16 protein-coding genes are annotated in these 21,754 nt (G+C 71.8%); 5 read left to right on the top strand and 11 right to left on the bottom strand.

The window, feature by feature from the left end; genetic code table 11:
• Positions 1–201: 201 nt before the first annotated feature.
• The 5 genes from ACWEEU_RS18430 to uvrC form a co-directional block, all read right to left on the bottom strand.
• Entirely contained in the window at positions 202–3,162 is a 2,961-nt protein-coding gene (locus ACWEEU_RS18430) for a M14 family zinc carboxypeptidase (RefSeq protein WP_451733508.1), read from the bottom strand.
• A 203-nt stretch (positions 3,163–3,365) separates the two neighbouring features.
• A complete protein-coding gene (gene whiA / locus ACWEEU_RS18425) occupies positions 3,366–4,355 on the bottom strand; it encodes a DNA-binding protein WhiA (RefSeq protein WP_366803938.1) in 990 nt (329 codons plus the stop codon).
• On the bottom strand, positions 4,346–5,437 hold the full coding sequence (locus ACWEEU_RS18420) for a gluconeogenesis factor YvcK family protein (protein WP_199587432.1): 1,092 nt from the start codon (positions 5,435–5,437) through the stop codon (positions 4,346–4,348). The genes whiA and ACWEEU_RS18420 overlap by 10 nt, the downstream gene beginning before the upstream one ends.
• Complete coding sequence (gene rapZ / locus ACWEEU_RS18415; protein WP_385748013.1) at positions 5,434–6,432, bottom strand: RNase adapter RapZ; 999 nt, start codon at positions 6,430–6,432, stop codon at positions 5,434–5,436. Before rapZ ends, ACWEEU_RS18420 begins: the two co-directional genes overlap by 4 nt.
• Positions 6,429–8,702 carry an excinuclease ABC subunit UvrC gene (gene uvrC, locus ACWEEU_RS18410; protein ID WP_451733503.1) on the bottom strand — a complete coding sequence of 758 codons (2,274 nt, stop codon included), beginning with the start codon at positions 8,700–8,702 and terminating at the stop codon, positions 6,429–6,431. The genes rapZ and uvrC overlap by 4 nt, the downstream gene beginning before the upstream one ends.
• 386 nt (positions 8,703–9,088) lie before the next feature.
• On the opposite strand from uvrC, the gene ACWEEU_RS18405 reads away from it, so the two are divergent.
• Entirely contained in the window at positions 9,089–10,087 is a 999-nt protein-coding gene (locus ACWEEU_RS18405; RefSeq protein ID WP_451733500.1) for a hypothetical protein, read from the top strand.
• A gap of 24 nt (positions 10,088–10,111) precedes the next feature.
• Here ACWEEU_RS18405 and ACWEEU_RS18400 read toward each other — a convergent pair whose 3' ends face one another.
• The gene (locus ACWEEU_RS18400; protein ID WP_385748007.1) at positions 10,112–10,534 is read right to left on the bottom strand and encodes a Rieske (2Fe-2S) protein; all 423 of its coding nucleotides are present in this window, start codon (positions 10,532–10,534) and stop codon (positions 10,112–10,114) included.
• A 496-nt stretch (positions 10,535–11,030) separates the two neighbouring features.
• On the opposite strand from ACWEEU_RS18400, the gene ACWEEU_RS18395 reads away from it, so the two are divergent.
• Both ACWEEU_RS18395 and ACWEEU_RS18390 read left to right on the top strand, forming a co-directional pair.
• Positions 11,031–12,260 (top strand): LacI family DNA-binding transcriptional regulator, encoded by a 1,230-nt coding sequence (locus ACWEEU_RS18395; protein WP_451733497.1) that lies wholly within the window; start codon positions 11,031–11,033, stop codon positions 12,258–12,260.
• Positions 12,257–13,168 carry a carbohydrate kinase family protein gene (locus ACWEEU_RS18390; protein WP_451733494.1) on the top strand — a complete coding sequence of 304 codons (912 nt, stop codon included), beginning with the start codon at positions 12,257–12,259 and terminating at the stop codon, positions 13,166–13,168. Before ACWEEU_RS18395 ends, ACWEEU_RS18390 begins: the two co-directional genes overlap by 4 nt.
• Before the next feature lie 106 nt (positions 13,169–13,274).
• On the opposite strand, the gene uvrA is transcribed toward ACWEEU_RS18390, so the two are convergent.
• Positions 13,275–16,322, bottom strand: coding sequence for an excinuclease ABC subunit UvrA (uvrA, locus tag ACWEEU_RS18385; protein WP_451733491.1), 3,048 nt, complete (start codon positions 16,320–16,322; stop codon positions 13,275–13,277).
• Positions 16,323–16,546: 224 nt separating this feature from the next.
• Between uvrA and ACWEEU_RS18380 the strand changes: the two genes are divergently transcribed.
• Together ACWEEU_RS18380 and ACWEEU_RS18375 are read left to right on the top strand one after the other, a co-directional pair.
• Positions 16,547–17,236 (top strand): maleylpyruvate isomerase family mycothiol-dependent enzyme, encoded by a 690-nt coding sequence (locus tag ACWEEU_RS18380; RefSeq protein WP_385744787.1) that lies wholly within the window; start codon positions 16,547–16,549, stop codon positions 17,234–17,236.
• A 58-nt stretch (positions 17,237–17,294) separates the two neighbouring features.
• Complete coding sequence (locus tag ACWEEU_RS18375) at positions 17,295–17,951, top strand: MBL fold metallo-hydrolase (protein ID WP_451733488.1); 657 nt, start codon at positions 17,295–17,297, stop codon at positions 17,949–17,951.
• Between the two features lie 90 nt (positions 17,952–18,041).
• On the opposite strand, the gene aroQ is transcribed toward ACWEEU_RS18375, so the two are convergent.
• The 4 genes from aroQ to ACWEEU_RS18355 all read right to left on the bottom strand — a co-directional run bounded on the left by aroQ (position 18,042) and on the right by ACWEEU_RS18355 (position 21,613).
• Positions 18,042–18,515, bottom strand: a complete 474-nt coding sequence (gene aroQ, locus ACWEEU_RS18370; RefSeq protein WP_451733485.1) for a type II 3-dehydroquinate dehydratase — start codon at positions 18,513–18,515, stop codon at positions 18,042–18,044.
• Positions 18,516–18,601: 86 nt separating this feature from the next.
• Positions 18,602–19,702, bottom strand: a complete 1,101-nt coding sequence (locus ACWEEU_RS18365; protein WP_451733482.1) for a calcium:proton antiporter — start codon at positions 19,700–19,702, stop codon at positions 18,602–18,604.
• 76 nt (positions 19,703–19,778) lie between these two features.
• Positions 19,779–20,783, bottom strand: coding sequence for a TerC family protein (locus ACWEEU_RS18360; RefSeq protein WP_451733479.1), 1,005 nt, complete (start codon positions 20,781–20,783; stop codon positions 19,779–19,781).
• Between the two features lie 251 nt (positions 20,784–21,034).
• The gene (locus ACWEEU_RS18355) at positions 21,035–21,613 is read right to left on the bottom strand and encodes a TerD family protein (protein WP_385744797.1); all 579 of its coding nucleotides are present in this window, start codon (positions 21,611–21,613) and stop codon (positions 21,035–21,037) included.
• Between the last annotated feature and the right edge of the window lie 141 nt (positions 21,614–21,754).

Here is a 21,754-nt window from a genome sequence, read left to right as displayed (position 1 = left end):
TACACGGGCAGGTCTTCCTTACCCGTCAGTAGGGTACGGACCAGCCCGGAACGGCGGTCGTTTCACTCCTTTTTGTCAGGGACTGACCGCCGTCGCGAGCGGGTATTTCACTCGTTCGTGAGGGTGTCGGCTCACCTGATGTCGGGTGCTTCCGCGCACCGTTGAGTAGGGGTCTCGCTCACCTGTGAGCGGCGGCCTCCCTCATCTGCCGAGCGCGGCCAGCGCCTTGCGCGTCAGCGCGGTCCGGTCGGCCGCCGAGGACACCTGGTCCAGGCCGAAACCGAGCAGCACCGTGTCGCGGGTGGTGACCGCTCCGTAGGTGCGGAAGAGGGCGCCCGTGCGCGTCCAGTCCTTCAGCACGCCGGGGCTGCCGGGCGGGGGTCCGGCCGCACGCCAGGGACCGAGGGAGGTCTCGAAGCCCTCGGTGTCCCGTGCCGTGCCGCCGACGACGAGCGAGGCGTCGTCCACGAGGACGCCGTGCCCGCCGGTGCCGGGGTCGGTGACGTAGGAGACGGACACCTCGATGTTCCGGCCCGCGTAGGCGCTCAGGTCGAACTGCGTGTGCTGCCAGCCCGCCGAGGCGCCGGTGAGGCTGTGCCAGGCGCCGGTGGTGCCGGTCGCGGCGCAGGTGCCGCCGGAGAGCGTCAGATAGTGCCGCAGCCAGGGGTGCTCGCCGATCAGGAACCCGGCTCCGCACTCCTCGGGCACGGCGGTGCCGGTCGCGCCGCCCGCCTCGGGCAGCGTCGTCCAGTCGTCGGCGCCCACGGTGTGGACCTCGACGATCGCGTGGTCGTAGCCGGGCTCGGTGTCCCACAGCAGCCGGGTGCTCAGCGCGGGCTTGTCGGCGGCGCTGACACCGGTGAGGTCGACGGTGCGGGTGAGGCGCTTGTAGGCGTCGTCGGTGTGGACGGCGGCGGCCATGTACGAGCCCGAGTACGGGCCGTACGGCGTGGGGGCTCCGGCGAAGGCACCCGCGCCCGCGCTCTTGAACTGCGGGTAAGCGGCGACGGGAAGCTCGTCGGAGGTGACCCCGTAGGCACCGGCCGCGTCGAGCGGGTCGCCGGGCACGTCGCCGAGAGCGGCGGAGACCCCGGAGAGGGCGCCGGAGCCGGTGAGGGCGCTGACGCCCTTGACGGAGGTGCGGCTGTAGGCGCCCAGCCAGTACTGGCTGAAGTCGTTCGAGCGGTTGCCGCCGCCGAGGTCGACGCTGCCTCCGGCGGTCTCCCCCGCCTCGATCAGCCGGCCGCCCTCGTTGAGGTAGGCGCGCAACTGGAGCTGGACGGCGTTGCCGGGTCCGCCGGGGCCCGCGTAGTGCACGACCGTGCGGAAGTGGCCGAGGACGCCGAGCGCGTCCGGGGTTCCCCGGCTCGCGGTGTCCCACACCAGGGCCTGGTGTCCGGCCGCCCGCAGCGCGTCCGTGTAGGCGGTGGCCCGCGCGGCCTTCGCGCCCTCCTCGGCGACGACGAGGGTGTCGGCGGCGGGGCGCTTCTCGACGGTGTACGTGAAGGGGGTGCTGGCGGTCTCGGCGCCGCTCTTCCCCTTGCCGCTGAACCACACCTGGACCCGGTCGCCGGGCCTGCCCTCCGGCACCTCGGCGCGGTACTCGTCGAAGTAGAGGTGGTCGGCGCCGCCGTACCGCTCGCCGCCCTTCCAGGCGCGCAGGGTCCGCTGGTGCGTACGGCCGCCGTTGACGCGGTACTCGAGCCGCTTGTCGCGAACCGCCTTGCGCGCGACGACGGAGACCTCCTGGCCGGTGCCGCGCGCGTACGAGGTGGTGAAGGGGGCCGGGGTGAAGTCGGCCGCGCTCAGGCCGACCGACGAGGAGGGGCGGTCGGGGTGCGCGGCGGTCTCGGCGACGGACAGCGCGAAGGGGACGTTCTTCTCGAACTCCCGCTGGATCAGCCGCTCGTCGTCGGGGAAGCTGAACACCGACCGGCAGTCGTCCGGGTTCCACGCGTCGTCCGGGTCGGACTCCGAGGCCGTCTGGCAGGTGGACATCTCGGGAGTGAACATCGCCATGCCGTTGACGTTCGCGGCGTGCCCGTCCGCCTCGCCGTTGGTGGTGTACAGCTCCGAGGAGATCTGCGGGCGGTAGCCGGGAATCGCGGAGTGCTCCGGGGTACCGGCCAGCGCCTTGTAGAGGACGTCGTCGGGGCTGGGCGTGGCCACCTGCCAGCCGATGCCGTAGAGGAGGAGTTCGGCGGCGGAGTGGTAGTTGACGGCGTATCTGAAGCCGATCCGCTTCTCGAACGCGTCGAGCGCCTTCGTCTCGGGCTCGGAGGCGGGGGCGGGGCCCCGGTAGGTCTCGGAGGCGGGGCTGGGGGACGAACCCTCGTCGTCGTAGCCCCACTTGTAGGGGAAGTTGCGGTTGAGGTCGACGCCGTCGCCCGCGCCGATCACGCCGTCGCCGTTGAGGTCGCGCAGGTTCTTGCGCCACAGGCGGGTGTCGTCGCCGCGGAAGGTGTAGTCGTAGCCGTCGGGGTTGGCGGAGAGGACGAACCACAGCTCGGTGGTGTCGACGATCTTTCTGATCCGTTTGTCCGAGCGGTAGTTGTCCAGGTAGTGGTGCATCAGGCGCCGGGTCATCTCAGGGGTGATCCACTCGCGCGCGTGCTGGTTGGACAGGTAGAGCACGGCGGGCCTGGCGCCGTCCTTCGAGCGCCTGGCGTCCTTGGTCAGCTTGAGCGCGAGGATGTCCTTGCCCTGGACGGTGCGGCCGATGGACTCGACCTTGGCGAGGTCCGGGTGCTCGCGCGCCGTGCGCAGCAGCTCCTCCCGGAGGCCGCCGCTGCCGCTGTAGGGGCGGAAGACGCCCTGTGCGGCGGCCGCGATCCGCTTGTCCGCGGCCTTCGGCAGTTCGTGCTCGGTGAGGCGGACGCCCTGGGCGCGCAGTTGCCCGGCCTGGCGGTCGGTGAGGTACACCTCGACGGTGCTGCGGCCCGCTCCGGCCGCCTGTGCCTCGAGTTCACGGCCGTCCTGGCCCGCCGCGACCAGCAGGGGCAACTGGGCCCGGGTCACCTCGGCGCGGAAGACCTTGACCTCGGCGGCGCGGTCCGTCTTCGCGGGGCTCGCGGCGTGGGCCTGGGCCGGTACGGGCCCGAGGGCCGCCGTGCCCGCCAGCAGGGCTCCGGCGGCGAGGATCGATCTCACTGGGTGTCTCATGAACCCCCCTCGTGGTGGTCCGCCACAGCGCGGACCAGGTTGCCAGGCTCATGTCACACCAGGGGGCCGTCAAGGGCGCCTCACGGACACGCGAAAGCCGGTGCCGACCACCCGAACGGGCGCCCGGCACCGGCTCTCACACGGTGGATCTGCCGCGCCTCTCGGCCGGCGAGGCCGTGCGGCCCGGCCGAGAGGCGCGTGACTCAGCCGACGAGGTTGTCCGCCAGGTCCTCCGAGAGGTTGGCCTCCGTGCCCGGGATGCCCAGGTCGGAGGCGCGCTTGTCGGCCATCGCCAGCAGGCGGCGGATACGGCCCGCGACCGCGTCCTTGGTCAGCGGCGGGTCCGCGAGCGCGCCCAGCTCCTCCAGGGACGCCTGCTTGTGCTCCATGCGCAGCCGGCCCGCGGCGGCGAGGTGCTCGGGCACCTCGTCGGCGAGGATCTCCAGCGCGCGCTGCACCCGGGCCCCGGCGGCCACGGCGGCACGGGCCGAGCGGCGCAGGTTGGCGTCGTCGAAGTTGGCGAGCCGGTTGGCGGTGGCCCGCACCTCGCGGCGCATCCGCCGCTCCTCCCAGGCCAGCACCGACTCGTGCGCGCCGAGCCGGGTGAGCAGGGCGCCGATCGCGTCGCCGTCGCGGACGACGACCCGGTCCACCCCGCGCACCTCGCGGGCCTTGGCGGCGATGGACAGTCTGCGGGCGGCGCCGACCAGCGCGAGCGCCGCCTCGGGACCGGGGCAGGTCACCTCCAGCGAGGAGGACCGGCCGGGCTCGGTGAGCGAGCCGTGCGCGAGGAACGCGCCGCGCCAGGCCGCCTCGGCGTCACAGGTCGCGCCGGAGACCACCTGCGGCGGCAGGCCGCGGATCGGGCGGCCCCGGCCGTCCACCAGACCCGTCTGCCGGGCGAGCTGATCGCCGCCGGCGACCACCCGCACCACGTAGCGCGAGCCCCGGCGCAAACCGCCGGGTGCCATCACGATCAGTTCGGAGCTGTGGCCGAAGATCTCCAGAATGTCCCGCTTGAGGCGGCGGGCCGCCATCGCGGTGTCCAGCTCCGCCTCGATCACGATGCGCCCGCTCACCAGGTGGAGGCCGCCGGCGAACCGCAGAAGGGCGGAGACCTCCGCCTTCCTGCAGCAGGTCCGGGTGACGGGGAGCCGGGAGATCTCGTCCTTCACCGCTGCCGTCATCGCCATGGGCCGATCCTTCCATGCATCCGAAAAATACGGTCGTACGCGGCGGCCAACAGCTCCGGATCGTGCCGGGGAGTTCCGTCGGTCCGGGCCACCGGCGCCAGCTCGACCGCGGCTCCCAGCCGCTTGGCGGCCTCGGTGAGCGAATCGCGGTCGGGCACGGCCGCCTCGTCGGCCAGCACCACGTCCAGGGCGAGTTTAGGGGCGTGTCGCCCCAAAACCTCCAAATGACGCTGCGGGGAGAAGCCCTCGGTTTCGCCCGGCTGCGGGGCCAGGTTCAGCGGGAGCACCTTGCGTGCCTTGGTGTCGGTGAGCGCGTCGAGCAGTTCGGGGACCAGGAGGTGCGGGATGACCGAGGAGAACCAGGAGCCGGGACCGAGCACCACCCAGTCCGCGTCCAGCACCGCCTCGACGGCCTCGGGCACCGCGGGCGGGTCCGACGGCACGACGTGCACCGACTGCACCTCGCCCGGGGTGAGGGCGACGGTCGCCTGGCCGCGCACCGTGTCCACGTCCTCGGGCCGCTCCGGGTCGTGCCCCTTGACCAGCGCCTGCAACTCCAGCGGCACCGCCGACATCGGCAGCACGCGCCCGTGCGCGCCGAGCAGCTTGCCGACCAGGTCCAGTGCCTGCACATGGTCGCCGAGCTGCTCCCACAGCGCGACGATCAGCAGATTGCCCACCGCGTGGTCGTGCAGATCGCCCTTGGAGTGGAAGCGGTGCTGGATGACCCGGGCCCAGGTCTGGCCCCAGTCGTCGTCGCCGCACAGGGCGGCCAGTGCCTTGCGCAGGTCGCCGGGGGGCAGCACCCCCAGTTCGTCGCGCAGCCGGCCGCTGGAGCCGCCGTCGTCGGCCACCGTGACCACGGCGGTGAGGTCGCCGGTGATCCGGCGCAGCGCGGCGAGCGAGGCGGACAGGCCCATGCCGCCGCCGAGGGCGACCACCTTGGGCTGCGCCCCCCGCCTGCGCGGGCGGCCGCCGCGCGCTTCGGCGCGGCCCGCGCGGGCCTCCGCCATGGCGCGGCCGGCGCGCCCCTCCGGCACCACCCGGCGCAGGCCGGCGAGCCGCCGTGTACGTCCTGTCATTCCCGTCCCATGTCCCGGTGTACGACCACCGTCTCCACGCCCTCTGCCGCCAGACGCGCGGCGAGCTTCTCCGACATCGCTACCGAGCGGTGCTTTCCGCCGGTACAGCCGATGGCGATGGTCACATACCGCTTGCCCTCGCGCCGATACCCGGCCGCGATCAGGCGCAGCAGCTCGGCGTAGCGGTCGAGGAACTCCTTGGCGCCGGGCTGGTTGAAGACGTAGGAGGCGACCTCCTCGTTGACCCCCGTGAAGGGGCGCAGCTCCGGCACCCAGTGCGGGTTGGGCAGGAAGCGCATGTCGGCGACGAGGTCGGCGTCGACCGGCAGCCCGTACTTGAAGCCGAAGGACATCACCGTGGCCCGCAGCTCCGGCTCCTCCTCACCGGCGAACTGGGCGTCCATCTTGGCGCGCAGTTCGTGCACGTTGAGGCTGGAGGTGTCTATCACCAGGTCGGCGTCGCCGCGCAGCTCGCGCAGCAGCTCACGCTCGGCGGCGATGCCGTCCACGATCCGGCCGTCGCCCTGGAGGGGGTGCGGGCGGCGCACGGACTCGAAGCGGCGGACCAGGGCCTCGTCGGAGGATTCCAGGAAGACGATCCGCCGGGTCACGCCGCGGCCGTCGAGGTCGGCGAGGGACTCGCGGAGGTTGTCGAAGAAGCGGCGGCCGCGCACGTCGACGACGACCGCGATCCGGGCCACGTTGCCCTGCGAGCGGGCGCCCAGCTCCACCATGGTGGGGATCAGCGCGGGCGGGAGGTTGTCCACGACGAACCAGCCGAGGTCCTCCAGGCACTTGGCCGCGGTGGACCGGCCCGCCCCGGACATCCCGGAGATGATCACCAGCTCGGGGATGGCCGCATCCGGGGCCCCGTTCGCCATGCCGTCCGTACTCACCTGTGCTCCGTTCTCGCCGGCCGCTTCCCCTGGCCGTACCTCGCCCGCCTTCCCCTGCGCGCGTTCGCTCCGCTCGGGTCCCGTGTCGTGCTCGGTCATCTCTCCTGCCCCCGTCGGTCGTCCGGGAGAACCGCGCTCACGGGCTCTCCGGGGGAATCCGGCGTCGTGCCGGGTTCCTCGTCATCGATGATCTCTCCGGTCGCCGTGTTCACGGCGGGTCCGGCCGGGACGGCGCGGGCGAGTGCCGCGGCGATGGTCTCGGCCGTCTTCCGGCCTATGCCGGGTACTTCCTGGATCTGCTCGATCGTGGCGGCGCGCAGCCGCTTGACCGAACCGAAGTGCTTGAGGAGGGCCTGCTTGCGGGTGTCGCCGAGGCCGGGCACGTCGTCCAGCGGGCCGGAGCGCAGGCGCTTGGCCCGCTTGGTCCGCTGGTAGGTGATGGCGAACCGGTGGGCCTCGTCGCGCACGCGCTGGAGCAGATAGAGCCCCTCGCTGGTGCGCGGCAGCACGACCGGGTCGTCCTCGCCGGGCACCCAGACCTCCTCCAGGCGCTTGGCGAGGCCGCACACGGCGATGTCGTCGATCCCCAGCTCGTCCAGCGCCCGCTGGGCCGCCGCGACCTGCGGCTGACCGCCGTCGACCACGACGAGCTGCGGCGGATAGGCGAACTTCCGGGGACGGCCGTCGTCGTCCTTGAGCGGATCGGTGAACAGGTCGCCGTCCTGACCGGGACCGGGCAGGGGTGCGGCGGCCTGGGCAGGGGCGGGGAGCGGGGCGCCCTCGGCACCGGTGGGAAGGGGGTGCGGGGTGCCTTCGGTGCCGGCGGGGAGGGTGCCGTCGCCGAGGGACGCGCCCTCGGTGAGGGTGTCGTCGGCGCCGGACGGGCCGTCGGAGACGGGCGCGCCGTCCGTGAGCGGGACCCCGCCGTCCGCCGGGGTCTCCTCCTGCGCCGTCCACTCCCCGGACCGCTCCTTCTCCGCGAGGTAGCGCCGGAAGCGGCGGGTGATGACCTCGTGCATGGAGCGGACGTCGTCCTGTCCCGCGAAGCCCTTGATCTGGAAGCGGCGGTACTCGTTCTTGCGCTGGAGGCCGTCCTCGAAGACAACCATGGAGGCGACCACGTCGTCGCCCTGGAGGTGGGAGACGTCGTAGCACTCGATGCGCAGCGGGGCACTGTCCAGGCCGAGGGCGTCGGCGATCTCCTCCAGGGCGCGCGAGCGCGTGGTCAGGTCGGAGGCGCGCCTGGTCTTGTGCAGGGCGAGGGCTTGCTGGGCGTTGCGCTGCACGGTCTCCATGAGCGCCTTCTTGTCGCCGCGCTGCGGGATGCGCAGCGAGACGTTCGCCCCACGCCTGCCGGTCAGCCACTCCTGGACCGGCTCCACCGGGTCGGGCAGTGCCGGGACCAGCACCTCCTTGGGCACCGAGTCCCCGCTCTCCTCGCCGTAGAGCTGCTGGAGGGCGTGTTCGACGAGGGCGCCGGTGGTGATCTCCTCGACCTTGTCGGTGACCCAGCCGCGCTGACCGCGCACCCGGCCGCCGCGCACGTGGAAGATCTGGACGGCCGCCTCCAGCTCGTCCTCAGCGACGGCGATCAGGTCGGCGTCGGTCGCGTCGGCGAGCACGACCGCGTTCTTCTCCATCGCCTTCTTCAGGGCGCCGATGTCGTCGCGCAGGCGGGCGGCCCGCTCGTACTCCATCTCGTCGGCCGCCTCCGCCATCTGCTTCTCCAGACGGCGCAGATAGGTGCCGGTGCGGCCCGCCATGAAGTCGCAGAACTCCTCGGCCAGCTCGTAGTGCTCCTCCGGCGAGATCCGGCCGACGCAGGGAGCCGAGCACTTGCCGATGTACCCGAGGAGACAGGGGCGGTCGGTACGGGCGGCGTTCTTGAAGACGCCGGCGGAGCAGGTACGCACCGGGAAGACGCGCAGCAGCAGGTCGACGGTGTCGCGGATGGCCCACGCGTGGGCGTACGGCCCGAAGTACCGCACGCCCTTCTTCTTGTGACCGCGCATCACCTGGACGCGAGGGAACTTCTCGTTCATGGTCACCGCGAGGTACGGGTAGCTCTTGTCGTCGCGGTACTTGACGTTGAACCGGGGGTCGTACTCCTTGATCCAGGAGTACTCGAGCTGGAGCGCCTCGACCTCCGTGGACACCACCGTCCACTCCACGGACGCGGCGGTGGTGACCATCGACCGGGTGCGGGGGTGGAGGTTCGCCAGGTCCTGGAAGTAGTTGGCCAGGCGCTGGCGCAGGCTTTTGGCCTTTCCGACGTAGATCACCCGGCGGTGCTCGTCGCGGAATCGGTACACCCCCGGGGAGTCCGGGATGTCTCCCGGCCTGGGGCGGTAGCTGGAGGGGTCGGCCATGTCTCACACCCTACTGGCGAGGACGGACACCGCGTCGGGCCTGTGGACAACGCCGGCACCCGTACGGCGCACCGGGGCGGCCGAAGGGTGGGCACGGGGTGACGGCGGGGTGTCGGGAGCGTTACGGAAGGCCGCTCCCGGCGGCCGCCGCGGGCCCCGCGCGGGGCGTCGTACAGGGGTGGCGTGTGGGCCACCGCACTGTCCGAGGTGTTGTCGGGTCCAAGTCAACACGCTTCAATGCGGGGGAACTCGGGGCAGCGCCCGCACGGCGCACGCGCACGGCGTGCCGCGTGCCGACGCGCCCCGGTGCCCCACGGGGTGGCAAGCAGAACCCCGCGCCTCGGTCTGACCAGCCGAGGTGACACCTCACAGAAAGGCTTCTGTGCATGTGGCATGTCACAGAGCACACGGACGCCGCCGCTCCCCCGGACGTGCCCGAGCTGGACACGGTCCTGCGGGGCGGCCCCTTCCACGTGGCGCTGCGCGCCGCCATCGCCGCGCGCGGGCTGCCGCTCCAGCGTGTGCAGCACCATCTGACCCGCCACGGGGTCAAGGTGGGCCTGACCAGCCTGAGTTACTGGCAGCAGGGGGCGCGCCGACCGCAGCGCCCCGAGTCGCTGCGGGCCGTACGCGCGCTGGAGGAGATACTGCGGCTGCCGGAGGAGTCGCTGATCCGTCTGCTCGCCGAGTCCGGTGACCGATCCGTGCACGGACGCCCGGCGACCCGCTCCTACCGCTCCCTGCTGGAGACCTCGGGGGTGCTGCGCCGCCTCCAGGCCGAGCTGGGCTGGATCTCCGACGGCGGCCTGCACGTCCTCGGCCACCACGAACGCGTCCGGATCGGCACCCGGCGCGAGCTGGCCGCCCGCGAGTCCGAGCACATCGTGCGCGCCCACCGCGACGGCGTGGACCGCTTCGTCGCCGTCCACCAGGGCGACCCCGGCTGCGACCCGCGCGGCATGGCCGTCCGCGCCCTGGAGAACTGCCGCACCGGGCGCGTCCTGTTCGACCGGGACACGGGGGTCCTGGCGGCGGAGCTGCTCTTCGGCACCCGGCTGCGCCGGGGCGACACCTTCCTGTTCCGCTACGGCGTCGCCGACGGCACGGCCGGGGTCTCGCACGAGTACGTGCACCGGTTCGGCGCGCTGGGCGGCCAGTACGCGCTCCAGGTCCGCTTCGACAGCCCCGCGCTGCCGGTGCGCTGCCACCGCTTCAGCCAGGTCTCCCCGGCGGCGCCGCGCGGCGGCCGCGTCGAGCTGCCGGTGACGCACCCGTACCGCAGCGTCCACGTGGTCGAGCCCCGGGTGCGGCCGGGCATGGTGGGGATCGCCTGGGAGTGGGAGGGCCCGGTGGAGGCGTTGCCGGAGGGAGCGGCGGAGGCTTAGCGGGTCCGGTCCCGGCTGACGGGGTCAGCCCTTGGGGCCCGCGACGATCCTGCCCTTCGACACCTTCACCGGCAGTTCGTTCAGCGGCTCGGTGGCCGGGGCGGCGAGCACCTTGCCGGTCGCCGCGTCGAACTCGCTGCCGTGGCAGGGGCAGGTCAGGGTCGTGCCCTGGAGCTTGTTGATCGCGCAGCCCGCGTGCGTGCAGATCGTGCTGTACGCCTTCAGGGTGCCGTCCGCGCCCTTGCTGACGACCACGTTGTGGTCCCGGTAGAGCCTGGTCCCGCCCTTGGCGACCTCGCTCTCCGCGCCGAGGTCGACGGGCGCGGTCGGGGTCGGCGCGGAGGAGCCGCCCGGCGCCGCGCAGGCGGCCAGGCCGAGCCCGGCGACCGGGGCGACGGCGGCCCCTCGAAGGACGGTACGGCGGCTCGCGGACGACTGGGCCGGCATCAGGCTCTCCACAGGTCAGACGGTGTGCAGCCCGACGATACCCGGGCAGAGCGGACGGCTCGGGGGCGGGTGCGCGGGTGGTCCCCGGGGGCGGGAGGACGGAGAGTTCCGGCACGGGGCGCGCAGGCGGGGCACCCGAGCGGCACCGGGGCCGGGAACGGTGCCGGGAGCACGGGCGGCTCCGGGGCGGAACATGCGGGTGACTCCGCGTCCGGTGGGACGAGCGGCACCGGGGCGGGTCGTGCGGGCACTTCCCAGCGGGGCGTGCCGCGGAACGGGGGCGTCGCGCCTCCCACGCGCCGGGCCGCCACGCCCTCCGGTCGCAAGCGCTTGCGCAAGCGTTTACGGCCGGGTGGTGGATGGGATACCTTCCCGCCCGGAGAACTCTCGGCGCGACAGGCCGGGGGTTCGCCACGGGTACGGGCCACCGACGGTCCGTCCTCAGCCAGGAGGGCTCACCCGTGCCCCCGGCGGACACCCCGGGGAGGGAACCGCGATGCCCACCATGGCCGACGTCGCCCGGCGCGCCGGAGTCTCCGTGGCGACCGTGTCCCATGTGCTCAACGACACGCGTCCGGTCCTGCCCCACACCCGCCAGGCCGTCCTGGACGCGGTGGACGCCCTCGGCTACACCCCGAACACCCTCGCCCGCTCCCTGGTCACCTCGCGTACCCGCTCGATCGGGCTCGCGGTGTCCGCGATCAGCAATCCGTACTTCACCGAGATCCTCCAGGGCGTCGAGACCGCCGCCCTCGCCGAGGGCTACAGCCTCCTCATCGCCGACCCGCACGACGACCCCGAGCACGAGCTGAAGGTCGTCCAGTTGCTGCGCGAGCGCCGGGTGGACGGCATGATCGTCGCCCCCTCGGCCCGGCCGCAGGAGCTGGTGGCCTATCTCCGCCGCCAGGCCGTGCCGACGGTGTTCCTGGACCGGGTGATCACGCGGGACGACGAGGGCGGGGAGGGGGATGGCAGCTGCGAGGCGACCGGAGACGGCGGAGCGGCCGGGAGTGTCGGACTCCATCCCGGTGATCAGTTCGCGTCACAGGCAGGCGGTTTCGATCAGGTCTGTGCCGAGAACAGCGAGCCGATGGCCCGTCTCGTCACCCATCTCGCCGACCTGGGGCACCGTCGCATCGGCCTGATCGCAGGACTGCCCGGCCTCAGCACCACCAGCGAGCGGATCACCGGCTACCGCCGGGGCCTGGACGGCGCCGGGCTCCCCTACGACGCCCACCTGGTCGTCTCCGGCAGCTCCGAGTCGGCCGCCGCCGAGCACGCGACGGCCGACCTGCTCTCCAGACCCGGCGCGCCCACGGCTCTTGTCACCGCCAACAACGCGATGACCATCGGCGCCCTGCGCGCCCTGCGCGAGCGCGGGCTGAGCGTGCCGGACGACATCGCCCTGTGCTCCTTCGACGACTTCGCCTGGGCCGACCTCTTCTCGCCCCGGCTCACCGCCATCGCGCAGCCGAGCCGCGAGATGGGCGCCCGGGCCGTACGGGTGCTGCTCGACCGGCTGGCCGCGCCGGACCGGCCGACCACGACCGTCCGGCTGCCCTGCGCCTTCGTCCACCGCACCTCCTGCGGATGCCCGGAGGAGGTGCGCGGAGTGCGCGGCGGGGCCGAGGGCGCCGACGCGGGCCCCGCCGGGGAGCCCGACGCGCGCCCCGCCGGAGAGAACACGGAACCATCCGCGCAGTCCGAGAAGGGAACCACCTCGTGATCGTCGTCGCCGGTGAGGCACTGATCGACCTGGTACCGCAGGGCCCTGGCGCCCTGGCCGGCCTCAAGCCCGCGCTCGGCGGCGGCCCGTACAACACGGCCGTGGCCCTCGGCCGCCTCGGCTCCGCCACCGCCTTCGCCTCCCGCGCCTCGTTCGACGCCTTCGGGGAGGCCCTGCTCGACGGGCTGCGGCAGGCGGGCGTGGACGTGTCCGGGGTGCAGCGCGGCCCGGAACCCACCACCCTCGCGGTGGCCACGATCGACTCCGTCGGCTCGGCCGCCTACTCCTTCTACGTGGAGGGCACCGCCGACCGCCTCTTCACCGCACCCTCCGCACTCCCCGCCGGTACCCGCGCGGTGTCCTTCGGCACCTGCTCGCTCGTCCTGGAGCCGGGGGCGAGCGCCTACACGGAGCTGATGCGGACGGCCGCCGGTCAGGGCCTGTTCACCGCGCTCGACCCCAACATCCGCACCGGGCTGATCCCGGACGCGGACGCCTACCGGGCCCGCTTCCGCGGCTGGCTGCCCTCGGTGACGCTGCTGAAGCTGTCCGAGGAGGACGCTGCGTGGCTCGGTGGCAGCCCGGCCGAGTGGCTGGCCGCCGGTCCGTCGGCCGTCGTGCTCACCCGGGGCGGCGACGGCCTCACCGCCTTCACGCGGGACGGCGCGGAGTACTCCGTGCCCGGCGAGAAGGTCGATGTCGTGGACACCATCGGAGCGGGTGACACGGTGAACGCCGCCCTGCTGCACGGACTTTCCGCCCAGGACGCGCTGTCCGCGCAGGCGGTGGCCGGTCTCGGCGCCGACGGCTGGCACCGGTTGCTGCGCTTCGCCGCCCGGGCCGCGGCGCTCACCTGCTCGCGGGCGGGCGCGGAGCCGCCGTACGCGGCGGAGCTGGGCGAGTGGTGATCCTGTCCGGGCCGTGCGGCCCGGGCGCCTGACGGTGGTACGAGCGGCGCCCCCGGGGAAGTTCCCGGGGGCGCCGCTCGGTGACGAGCCGTCAGTCTGAGGGCGGTCAGGCCTTGGGGGCCCGCGTCGTCGTCTTCTTCGCTGCCGCCGTCTTCTTCGTCGCCGTGGTCTTCTTGGCCGCGGCGGCCTTCTTGGTGGCGGTGCTGTTGACCTTGGCGGTCGCCGTCTTGGCGGTCGTGGCCTTCTTCGCCGCCACCGTCTTGGCCGTCTTGCGGGTGGCGCGCGCCTTGACCGGCTCCGCGTCGCTGATCCGGTCGGCACCCAGGACCTCGCGCAGGAACTTGCCGGTGTGGCTGGCCGGAACCGCGGCGACCTCCTCGGGCGTGCCCTCGGCGACCACGATGCCGCCTCCGGCGCCGCCCTCCGGACCCATGTCGATGAGCCAGTCGGCGGTCTTGATCACGTCAAGGTTGTGCTCGATGACGATGACCGAGTTGCCCTTGTCCACCAGGCCGGAGAGCACCTTCAGCAGCTTGCTGATGTCCTCGAAATGCAGACCGGTGGTCGGCTCGTCCAGGACGTAGACCGTGCGGCCGGTGGAGCGCTTCTGCAGTTCGCTGGCGAGCTTGACGCGCTGCGCCTCGCCGCCGGACAGGGTGGTGGCGGACTGACCCAGCCGGACGTAGCCGAGGCCGACGTCCTTGAGCGTGCGCAGATGCCGGGAGATCGCGGGGACGGCCTCGAAGAACTCGGTCGCCTCCTCGATCGGCATGTTCAGCACGTCGGCGATGGACTTGCCCTTGTAGTGGACCTCCAGGGTCTCCCGGTTGTACCGGGCGCCGTGGCAGACCTCGCACGGGACGTAGACGTCCGGGAGGAAGTTCATCTCGATCTTGATCGTGCCGTCGCCCGCGCAGTTCTCGCAGCGGCCGCCCTTGACGTTGAAGGAGAAGCGGCCCGGCATGTAGCCCCGGACCTTCGCCTCGGTGGTCTCCGCGAAGAGCCTGCGGACGTGGTCGAAGACGCCGGTGTAGGTCGCCGGGTTGGACCGCGGGGTGCGGCCGATGGGCGACTGGTCGACGTGCACGACCTTGTCCACCAGGTCGTCGCCGTCCACGCGCGTGTGCCGTCCGGGGACGTTGCGCGCGCCGTTCAGCTCGCGGGCCAGGTGGGTGTAGAGGATGTCGTTGACCAGCGTGGACTTGCCGGAGCCGGACACGCCGGTGACGGCCGTGAACACGCCCAGTGGGAAGGCCACGTCGATGTCCCGCAGGTTGTTCTCGCGGGCACCGCGCACGACGAGCTGCCGGTCCGGGTCGAGCGGGCGGCGCACGTCCGGGACCGGGATGGCCTTGCGGCCCGAGAGGTACTGACCGGTCTGCGACTCGGTGTTGGCCAGCAGCTCCTTGAGGTCACCGCTGTGCACGACCTTGCCGCCGTGCTCACCGGCGCCGGGGCCGATGTCCACGATCCAGTCGGCGACCTTGATGGTGTCCTCGTCGTGCTCGACCACGATGAGCGTGTTGCCCATGTCGCGCAGCCGGACCAGGGTCTCGATCAGCCGGTGGTTGTCCCGCTGGTGCAGACCGATGGACGGCTCGTCCAGGACGTAGAGCACGCCGACCAGGCCGGAGCCGATCTGGGTGGCCAGACGGATGCGCTGGGCCTCGCCGCCGGAGAGGGTGCCCGCCGCGCGGTTGAGCGAGAGGTAGTCCAGGCCGACGTCGACCAGGAACCGCAGCCGCTCGTTGACCTCCTTCAGCACGCGCTCCGCGATCTTCTTGTCGCGGGCGTTCAGCTTCAGCTCGCCCAGGAACTCCGCGCAGTCGCTGATCGACATGCCGGAGACCTCGGCGATCGACTTCCCCATGATGGTGACCGCGAGGACGATCGGCTTCAGCCGCGTGCCCTGGCAGGAGGGGCAGGGCACCTCGCGCATGTAGCCCTCGAAGCGCTCACGGCTGGAGTCGCTCTCGGCCTCGCTGTGCCGCCGCTTGACGAAGGGCACCGCGCCCTCGAAGGGCGTGGTGTAGCGGCGCTCGCGGCCGTACCGGTTGCGGTAGCGCACCTCGATCTGGGTCTTGTGGCCGTACAGCAGGGCCTTCTTCGCCCGCTGCGGCAGCCCGGCGAACGGGATGTCGGTGCGGAAGCCCAGCGCGTCCGCGAGGGCGCCGACCAGGCGGCCGAAGTAGTCCTTGGTGTGGCCGTGCGACCAGGGGTGGATGGCGCCCTCGTCGAGGGACTTCTCCTCGTCCGGGACGATCAGCTCCGGGTCGACCTCCATGCGGGTGCCGATGCCGGTGCACTCGGGGCAGGCGCCGAACGGAGAGTTGAAGGAGAAGGAGCGGGGCTCCAGCTCCTCGAAGGAGAGGTCGTCGTACGCGCAGTACAGATGCTCCGAGTACATGCGCTCGCGCTCGGGGTCGTCCTCGGGGAGGTCGACGAAGTCGAGCACGACCATGCCGCCGGACAGACCGAGGGCGGTCTCCACGGAGTCGGTGAGGCGGCGCTTGGCGGAGTCCTTCACCGTGAGGCGGTCGACGACCACCTCGATGGTGTGCTTCTCCTGCTTCTTCAGCGTCGGCGGCTCGGAGAGCTGGATGGTCTCGCCGTCGACCCGGGCGCGCGAGTAGCCCTTGGTCTGGAGCTCGGCGAAGAGGTCCACGAACTCGCCCTTGCGCTCGCGCACCAGCGGGGAGAGGACCTGGAAGCGGCTGCCCTCGGGCAGCTCCAGGACCTTGTCCACGATGGCCTGCGGCGACTGGCGCGCGATCGGGCGCCCGCACTCGGGGCAGTGCGGCTTGCCCACGCGTGCGAAGAGCAGGCGCAGGTAGTCGTAGACCTCGGTGATGGTGCCGACCGTGGAGCGGGGGTTGCGGGAGGTCGACTTCTGGTCGATGGAGACGGCCGGGGAGAGGCCCTCGATGAAGTCGACGTCGGGCTTGTCCATCTGGCCGAGGAACTGCCGGGCGTACGAGGAGAGCGACTCCACGTAGCGACGCTGGCCCTCGGCGAAGATCGTGTCGAAGGCCAGGGAGGACTTGCCCGACCCGGACAGGCCCGTGAAGACGATGAGCGCGTCACGCGGCAGGTCGAGCGAGACATTCTTGAGGTTGTGCTCGCGCGCGCCACGGACGATGAGACGGTCGGCCACGCCGGTCCGCACCTTTCTTGAGAGAAGTGACAGGGGCGGGGCCCCCGTGCTCTTCCAGGCTAGGGGGAGCCACTGACAACGTCGGTCGGGATTCCCGGTTGCATAACAACCTCGGGGCCCTGAACATGCCCGGCGCTACTCACGACGATATAGCACGCGCTTTCGATTACCGGGTCTGGTTCGCCACCTTCACCCGAAGGAGTGGCGGGACTAGGGTTCGACGCATGATCGACGATGCGCATGACCTGGCATGTGTACACGCGGCGACGGAACGGCTCCTGAGCGCTGCCGCCGGACTGGACAACGCCTCATTGGCCGAGCCGTCACGGCTTCCGGGCTGGAGCCGGGGACACGTCCTCGCCCACCTCGCCCGCAACGCCGACGCTCTCGTGAACGTCCTCGAAGCCCGTCCCATGTACGCCGACGCCGAGACCCGCGACGCCGACATCGAGCGTGACGCCCCGCGCCCGCTCGCCACCCAGCTCGACGACCTGCGCGCGAGCGCGGACCGGTTCCGGCGCACCGCCGAGGCCCCGGCGGACCGGAACCGCACCGTCGAGCTGCGCAACGGCGTCACCGACACCGCGGCCATGGTGCCGTTCCGGCGCTGGGCCGAGGTCGCGCTGCACCACGTGGACCTCGGCACGGGGTACGAGCTGGAGGACCTCCCGGCGGAGTTCACCGAGCGGGAGACCGACTTCCTCACGGAGCGGTTCGCGAAGCACCCGGACGTCCCCCCGACGGTTCTGGTCTCCGAGACGGGACGGACCTGGACGACCGGCGGGGGCGCCCCGGGCGGTACGGTCACCGTCGAGGGACCGGCCGCAGAACTGCTCGGCTGGCTCGCCGGCCGCCGCGACGGCTCCGCGCTGACGGTACGGGGCGGCGCCCTGCCCGCCCTGCCCCCGCTCTGACTGCCGGGCTCGTACATCGGCGGCCCGCCGGACGCTCCCCCGCTATAGGCTGATCACCATGACGTACAGCGGCGAGGTCAAGGTCGGCGGACCGGCCGACGTGCACGAGCTCAAAGACCTGATGATCACCAAGATCGCGGTCGGCCCGATGAACAACAACGCCTATGTGCTGCGCTGCCGGGCCACCGACGAGCAACTGCTGATCGACGCGGCCAACGACGCGCACGCACTCCTCGGCACGATCGGCGAGGACGGCGTCGCGTCCGTCGTCACCACGCATCGGCACGGCGATCACTGGCAGGCGCTCGCCGAGGTCGTCGCCGCCACGGGCGCGCGCACCTACGCGGGGCGCGAGGACGCCCCCGGCATCCCGGTCGCCACGGACGTGCTCGTGGACGACGGCGACGTCATCCGCGTCGGCCAGGTGGAACTCACCGCCCGCCACCTCGTCGGCCACACCCCGGGCTCCATCGCCCTGGTCTACGACGACCCGCACGGCCACCCGCACGTCTTCACCGGCGACTGTCTCTTCCCCGGCGGCGTCGGCAACACGCACAAGGACCCCGAGGCGTTCGCGAGCCTCATCCAGGACGTGGAGACGAAGATCTTCGACGTGCTGCCCGACGAGACCTGGGTCTACCCCGGCCACGGCGACGACACCACCCTGGGCGCCGAGCGCCCGCACCTGCCGGAGTGGCACGCGCGCGGCTGGTGAGCAGGCGGGGCGGGCGCGACCGGGCGCCGGTAGGGGCGTCGGGCGGGAGCGCGCTGCCGGGCGCCCGCCTGCACGGGCCGGGAGCGGCCGTTACGCGTCCGCCTGCGCCGCCCCGGCCAGTGTGGCCACCCGCTCGACCGCGAAGACGTACCCCTGCACCCCGCAGCCCGCGATCACACCGTCGGCGCGGAGCGAGACGTACGAGTGGTGCCGGAACGACTCGCGCTGGTGGATGTTGGAGATGTGCACCTCGACGACGGGCATCCCGTCGCAGGTGTTGAGCGCGTCGAGGATCGCGACCGAGGTGTGGGAGTAGGCGCCGGGGTTGATGACGATCCCGGCGTGGCCGAGCCGTGCCTCGTGGATCCAGTCCACCAGTTCGCCCTCGTGGTTGGACTGCCGGAAGTCCACCGTGCCGCCGTACCCGGCCGCCGCAGCGACACACATCGCCTCCACGTCGGCGAGCGTGTCCTTGCCGTAGATCTCGGGCTGCCGCTGGCCTAGGAGGTTCAGATTGGGCCCGTTGAGAATCATGATCGGGGCGCTGGCCAGGGTGCGGGGCACGGTTCCTCCGGTCCGTCAGGGGTGCGGTACTCCACGACCGCTCGTCGGACCGGTCTATCACGGCGGCTTCGGGCGGTGCCGGACGGCTACGGGTTGATCGCCAGCTCCAGGTAAGCCGCGAACACCACCAGGTGGACGCCGCCCTGGAGCGGGGTGGCCCGGCCCGGTACGACCGTCAAAGTGCCGACGATCACGGTCAGCGCGAGCAGCAGCATGTGCGTGGAGCCGAGGCCCAGTACGAGCGGTCCCGGCAGCCAGAGGGAGGCGAGGGCGACGGCGGGGATGGTCAGGCCGATGCTGGCCATGGCGGAGCCGAGCGCGAGGTTGAGGCTGGTCTGGACGCGGTCTCGGCGGGCCGCGCGCAGGGCGGCGATCGTCTCGGGCAGCAGCACGAGCAGGGCGATGATCACGCCGACCACCGCCTGGTGCAGCCCCGCCCGCTCCACCGCCGACTCGATGGTGGGCGACACCCCCTTGGCCAGCCCGACCACGCCCACGAGCGCGAGGCCGAGCAGCCCGAGGCTGATCCACGCCCGGCGGGCGGTGGGGGGCTCGGGGTGCCGGCCGGCGGTGACGATCTGGCCCTCGCGGGTGACCGACAGGAAGTAGTCGCGGTGCCGCACGGTCTGGGTGGCCACGAACAGGCCGTAGAGGATGAGCGAGGATAGCGCGGCGAAGGACAGTTGCACGCTGGAGAACTCGGGGCCGGGCTTGCTGCTGGTGAACGTCGGCAGCACGAGGCTGAGCGTCGCCAGGGTCGCCACCGTCGCGAGGGCGGCTCCGCTGCCCTCGGGGTTGAACACCGCCGTGCCGTGGTGCAGCGAGGCGACCAGGAGACAGAGCCCGAGGATACCGTTGCAGGTGATCATCACGGCGGCGAAGACGGTGTCCCGGGCGAGGGTGGCACCCTTCTGCCCCCCGTCGATCATCAGGGTGACGATCAGCGCCACCTCGATGATCGTCACCGCGACGGCCAGCACCAGGGAGCCGAAGGGTTCGCCCACCCGGTGGGCGACGACCTCCGCGTGGTGCACGGCCGCCAGGACGGACCCGGCGAGCACCAGGGTGATCAGTCCGACGAATCCCACCGGCAGCTTGCGCCCCCAGGTGAGGGCCAGCAGGACGACCGCGAGCACCGGCACGAGGAGCGTCCACCGTGCGGCGAGCGACCTGAGCCGAGTGATCATGCAGCGATGGTGGCAGAGACGGACACGCTTCGCATTCCGTCCCTGCCGGGCACCGCTTCGGGGGTCGCCGCGGACGTCAGGCGTCCACGTCGGTCTTCACCTGGTCCTTGCCGCTCCTGCCCTCGGCCGCTTCCAGGGCCGCTTGCTTCCGGGTCGCCAGCAGGCTGGTGACCGTGGTGACGATCAGGACGCCGCAGATCACGCCGAGCGAGACCGGGATGCTGATCTCGGGGACGTGTACCCCGGACTCGTGGAGGGCGTGCAGCACCAGCTTGACGCCGATGAAGCCGAGGATGATCGACAGCCCGTAGGACAGGTGCACCAGCTTGCTCAGCAGGCCGCCTATGAGGAAGTAGAGCTGCCGCAGACCCATCAGGGCGAAGGCGTTGGCGGTGAAGACGATATACGGGTCCTGGGTCAGGCCGAAGATCGCGGGGATCGAGTCCAGCGCGAAGAGCACGTCGGTGGTGCCGATGGCCAGCATCACGACCAGCATCGGGGTCATGACCCGCTTGCCGTTCTGCTGGATCCACAGCTTGGTGCCGTGGTACCGGTCGGCCACGCCGAACCTGCGCTCGGCCGCCTTCAGGAGCTTGTTCTCCTCGTACTCCTCGTCCTCATGGTCGGACCGGGCGTCCTGGACGAGTTTCCAGGCGGTCCAGATCAGGAAGGCACCGAAGAGGAAGAACACCCAGGAGAAGCTGGCGATGATCGCGGCTCCGGCGGCGATGAAGACCGCCCGCAGGACCAGGGCTATGAGCACGCCGACGAGCAGCACGCGCTGCTGGTACCGCGCGGGGACGGCGAACTTCGCCATGATCAGGACGAAGACGAAGAGGTTGTCGACGCTCAGCGACTTCTCGGTGATGAAGCCGGCGAAGAACTCTCCGGCCGGGCGTCCGCCCCCGAAGACGAACAGTCCGAGGCCGAAGAGTCCGGCCAGGGCGATCCAGACGGCTGTCCAGACGCCCGCTTCCTTGATGGAGACCTCGTGCGGCTTACGGCCGATGAAGAAATCGACGGCGATCAGCGCGGCGAGACCCGCGACGGTGAGGACCCAAAGGGTCACGGAGACTTCCACGGCACCTCCGGCATGGGATAACGGCAAACACATCAGCTTGTCGCTGCTGCCGGAGGTCTCTTCCACCCGGGAAACGGGCCGACGCCCCGGGACCGTTCAGGTCCGTACTGACGGGCGCGCCGCGATGAGGAGTACTCCCCTCCGTACGGACGACAGTACCCCAATAACCAAGGAAGAGTAAAGGGAAGAGTAAAATAAAGACCAAGTTCGCAGGTCAGAGCATCTTTACCATTGCTTGATCATGCCTCCCGCTACAGGTGCGGCAGGATCGCCGGCATCAGGTCCTGGAAGGTGCGGCCCCGGGCCGGCTCACCGAGGGCCGTCAGCTTCCAGCCCTGGCCCGCGCGGTGGACCTTGGCCATGATCTGGGCGGTGTACTCGCCGCCGCCCGCCAGCGTGTAGCGGGCCAGCTCCTGAGCGTTGGTCTCGTCGACCAGGCGACAGAAGGCGTTCTCCACTTCCTGGAACGTCTGGCCCGAGAACGAGTTCACGGTGAACACGATCTGGTCGACGTGGGCCGGGACGCGCTGGAGATCCACGAGGATGGCCTCGTCGTCCCCGCCGTGACCGACGCCGCCGACCAGGTTGTCCCCGGTGTGCCGGACGGAACCGTCGTCGCTCACCAGATGGCGGAAGAAGACGACGTCGACCGGCTGCTTCTCGGCGAAGAGCACCGCCGAGGCGTCCAGGTCGATCTCGCGGGTGCGCGAGCCGAACAGCCCGCGCCGCTTCGCCGCCTGCCAGCCGAGCCCCATGCGGACCGCGGTCAGGCTGGCCCCGTCCTGCTTCTCCAAACTGATGGCCTGTCCCTTGGACAAGTTGACGGTCACGGCTGCTTCCCCTCTCGGTGCTTCCCCTGTTGCCGCGTGTCACGCGGTTGTCAGGAACCCTACGCAGGGCCACCGAGCGTGCCGAACCCCGCCCCGTGCTTTGTGTCGGTGTTGCAACACACCGCGCGGGCGGGGTCCTGG

It is taken from the genome of Streptomyces sp. NPDC005004 (genome assembly GCF_053600675.1).
Note: the sequence above shows the minus strand (reverse complement) of the source record. Positions and strands in the feature narration are given on the sequence as shown.

Bases quoted from the DNA above. Each gene is read 5' to 3' on its own strand.
- ACWEEU_RS18430 (WP_451733508.1), bottom strand. From the start codon at position 3,162: ATGAGACACCCAGTGAGATCGATCCTCGCCGCCGGAGCCCTGCTGGCG.
- whiA (WP_366803938.1), bottom strand. From the start codon at position 4,355: ATGGCGATGACGGCAGCGGTGAAGGACGAGATCTCCCGGCTCCCCGTC.
- ACWEEU_RS18420 (WP_199587432.1), bottom strand. From the start codon at position 5,437: ATGACAGGACGTACACGGCGGCTCGCCGGCCTGCGCCGGGTGGTGCCG.
- rapZ (WP_385748013.1), bottom strand. From the start codon at position 6,432: ATGACCGAGCACGACACGGGACCCGAGCGGAGCGAACGCGCGCAGGGG.
- uvrC (WP_451733503.1), bottom strand. From the start codon at position 8,702: ATGGCCGACCCCTCCAGCTACCGCCCCAGGCCGGGAGACATCCCGGAC.
- ACWEEU_RS18405 (WP_451733500.1), top strand. From the start codon at position 9,089: ATGTGGCATGTCACAGAGCACACGGACGCCGCCGCTCCCCCGGACGTG.
- ACWEEU_RS18400 (WP_385748007.1), bottom strand. From the start codon at position 10,534: ATGCCGGCCCAGTCGTCCGCGAGCCGCCGTACCGTCCTTCGAGGGGCC.
- ACWEEU_RS18395 (WP_451733497.1), top strand. From the start codon at position 11,031: ATGCCCACCATGGCCGACGTCGCCCGGCGCGCCGGAGTCTCCGTGGCG.
- ACWEEU_RS18380 (WP_385744787.1), top strand. From the start codon at position 16,547: ATGATCGACGATGCGCATGACCTGGCATGTGTACACGCGGCGACGGAA.
- ACWEEU_RS18375 (WP_451733488.1), top strand. From the start codon at position 17,295: ATGACGTACAGCGGCGAGGTCAAGGTCGGCGGACCGGCCGACGTGCAC.
- ACWEEU_RS18365 (WP_451733482.1), bottom strand. From the start codon at position 19,702: ATGATCACTCGGCTCAGGTCGCTCGCCGCACGGTGGACGCTCCTCGTG.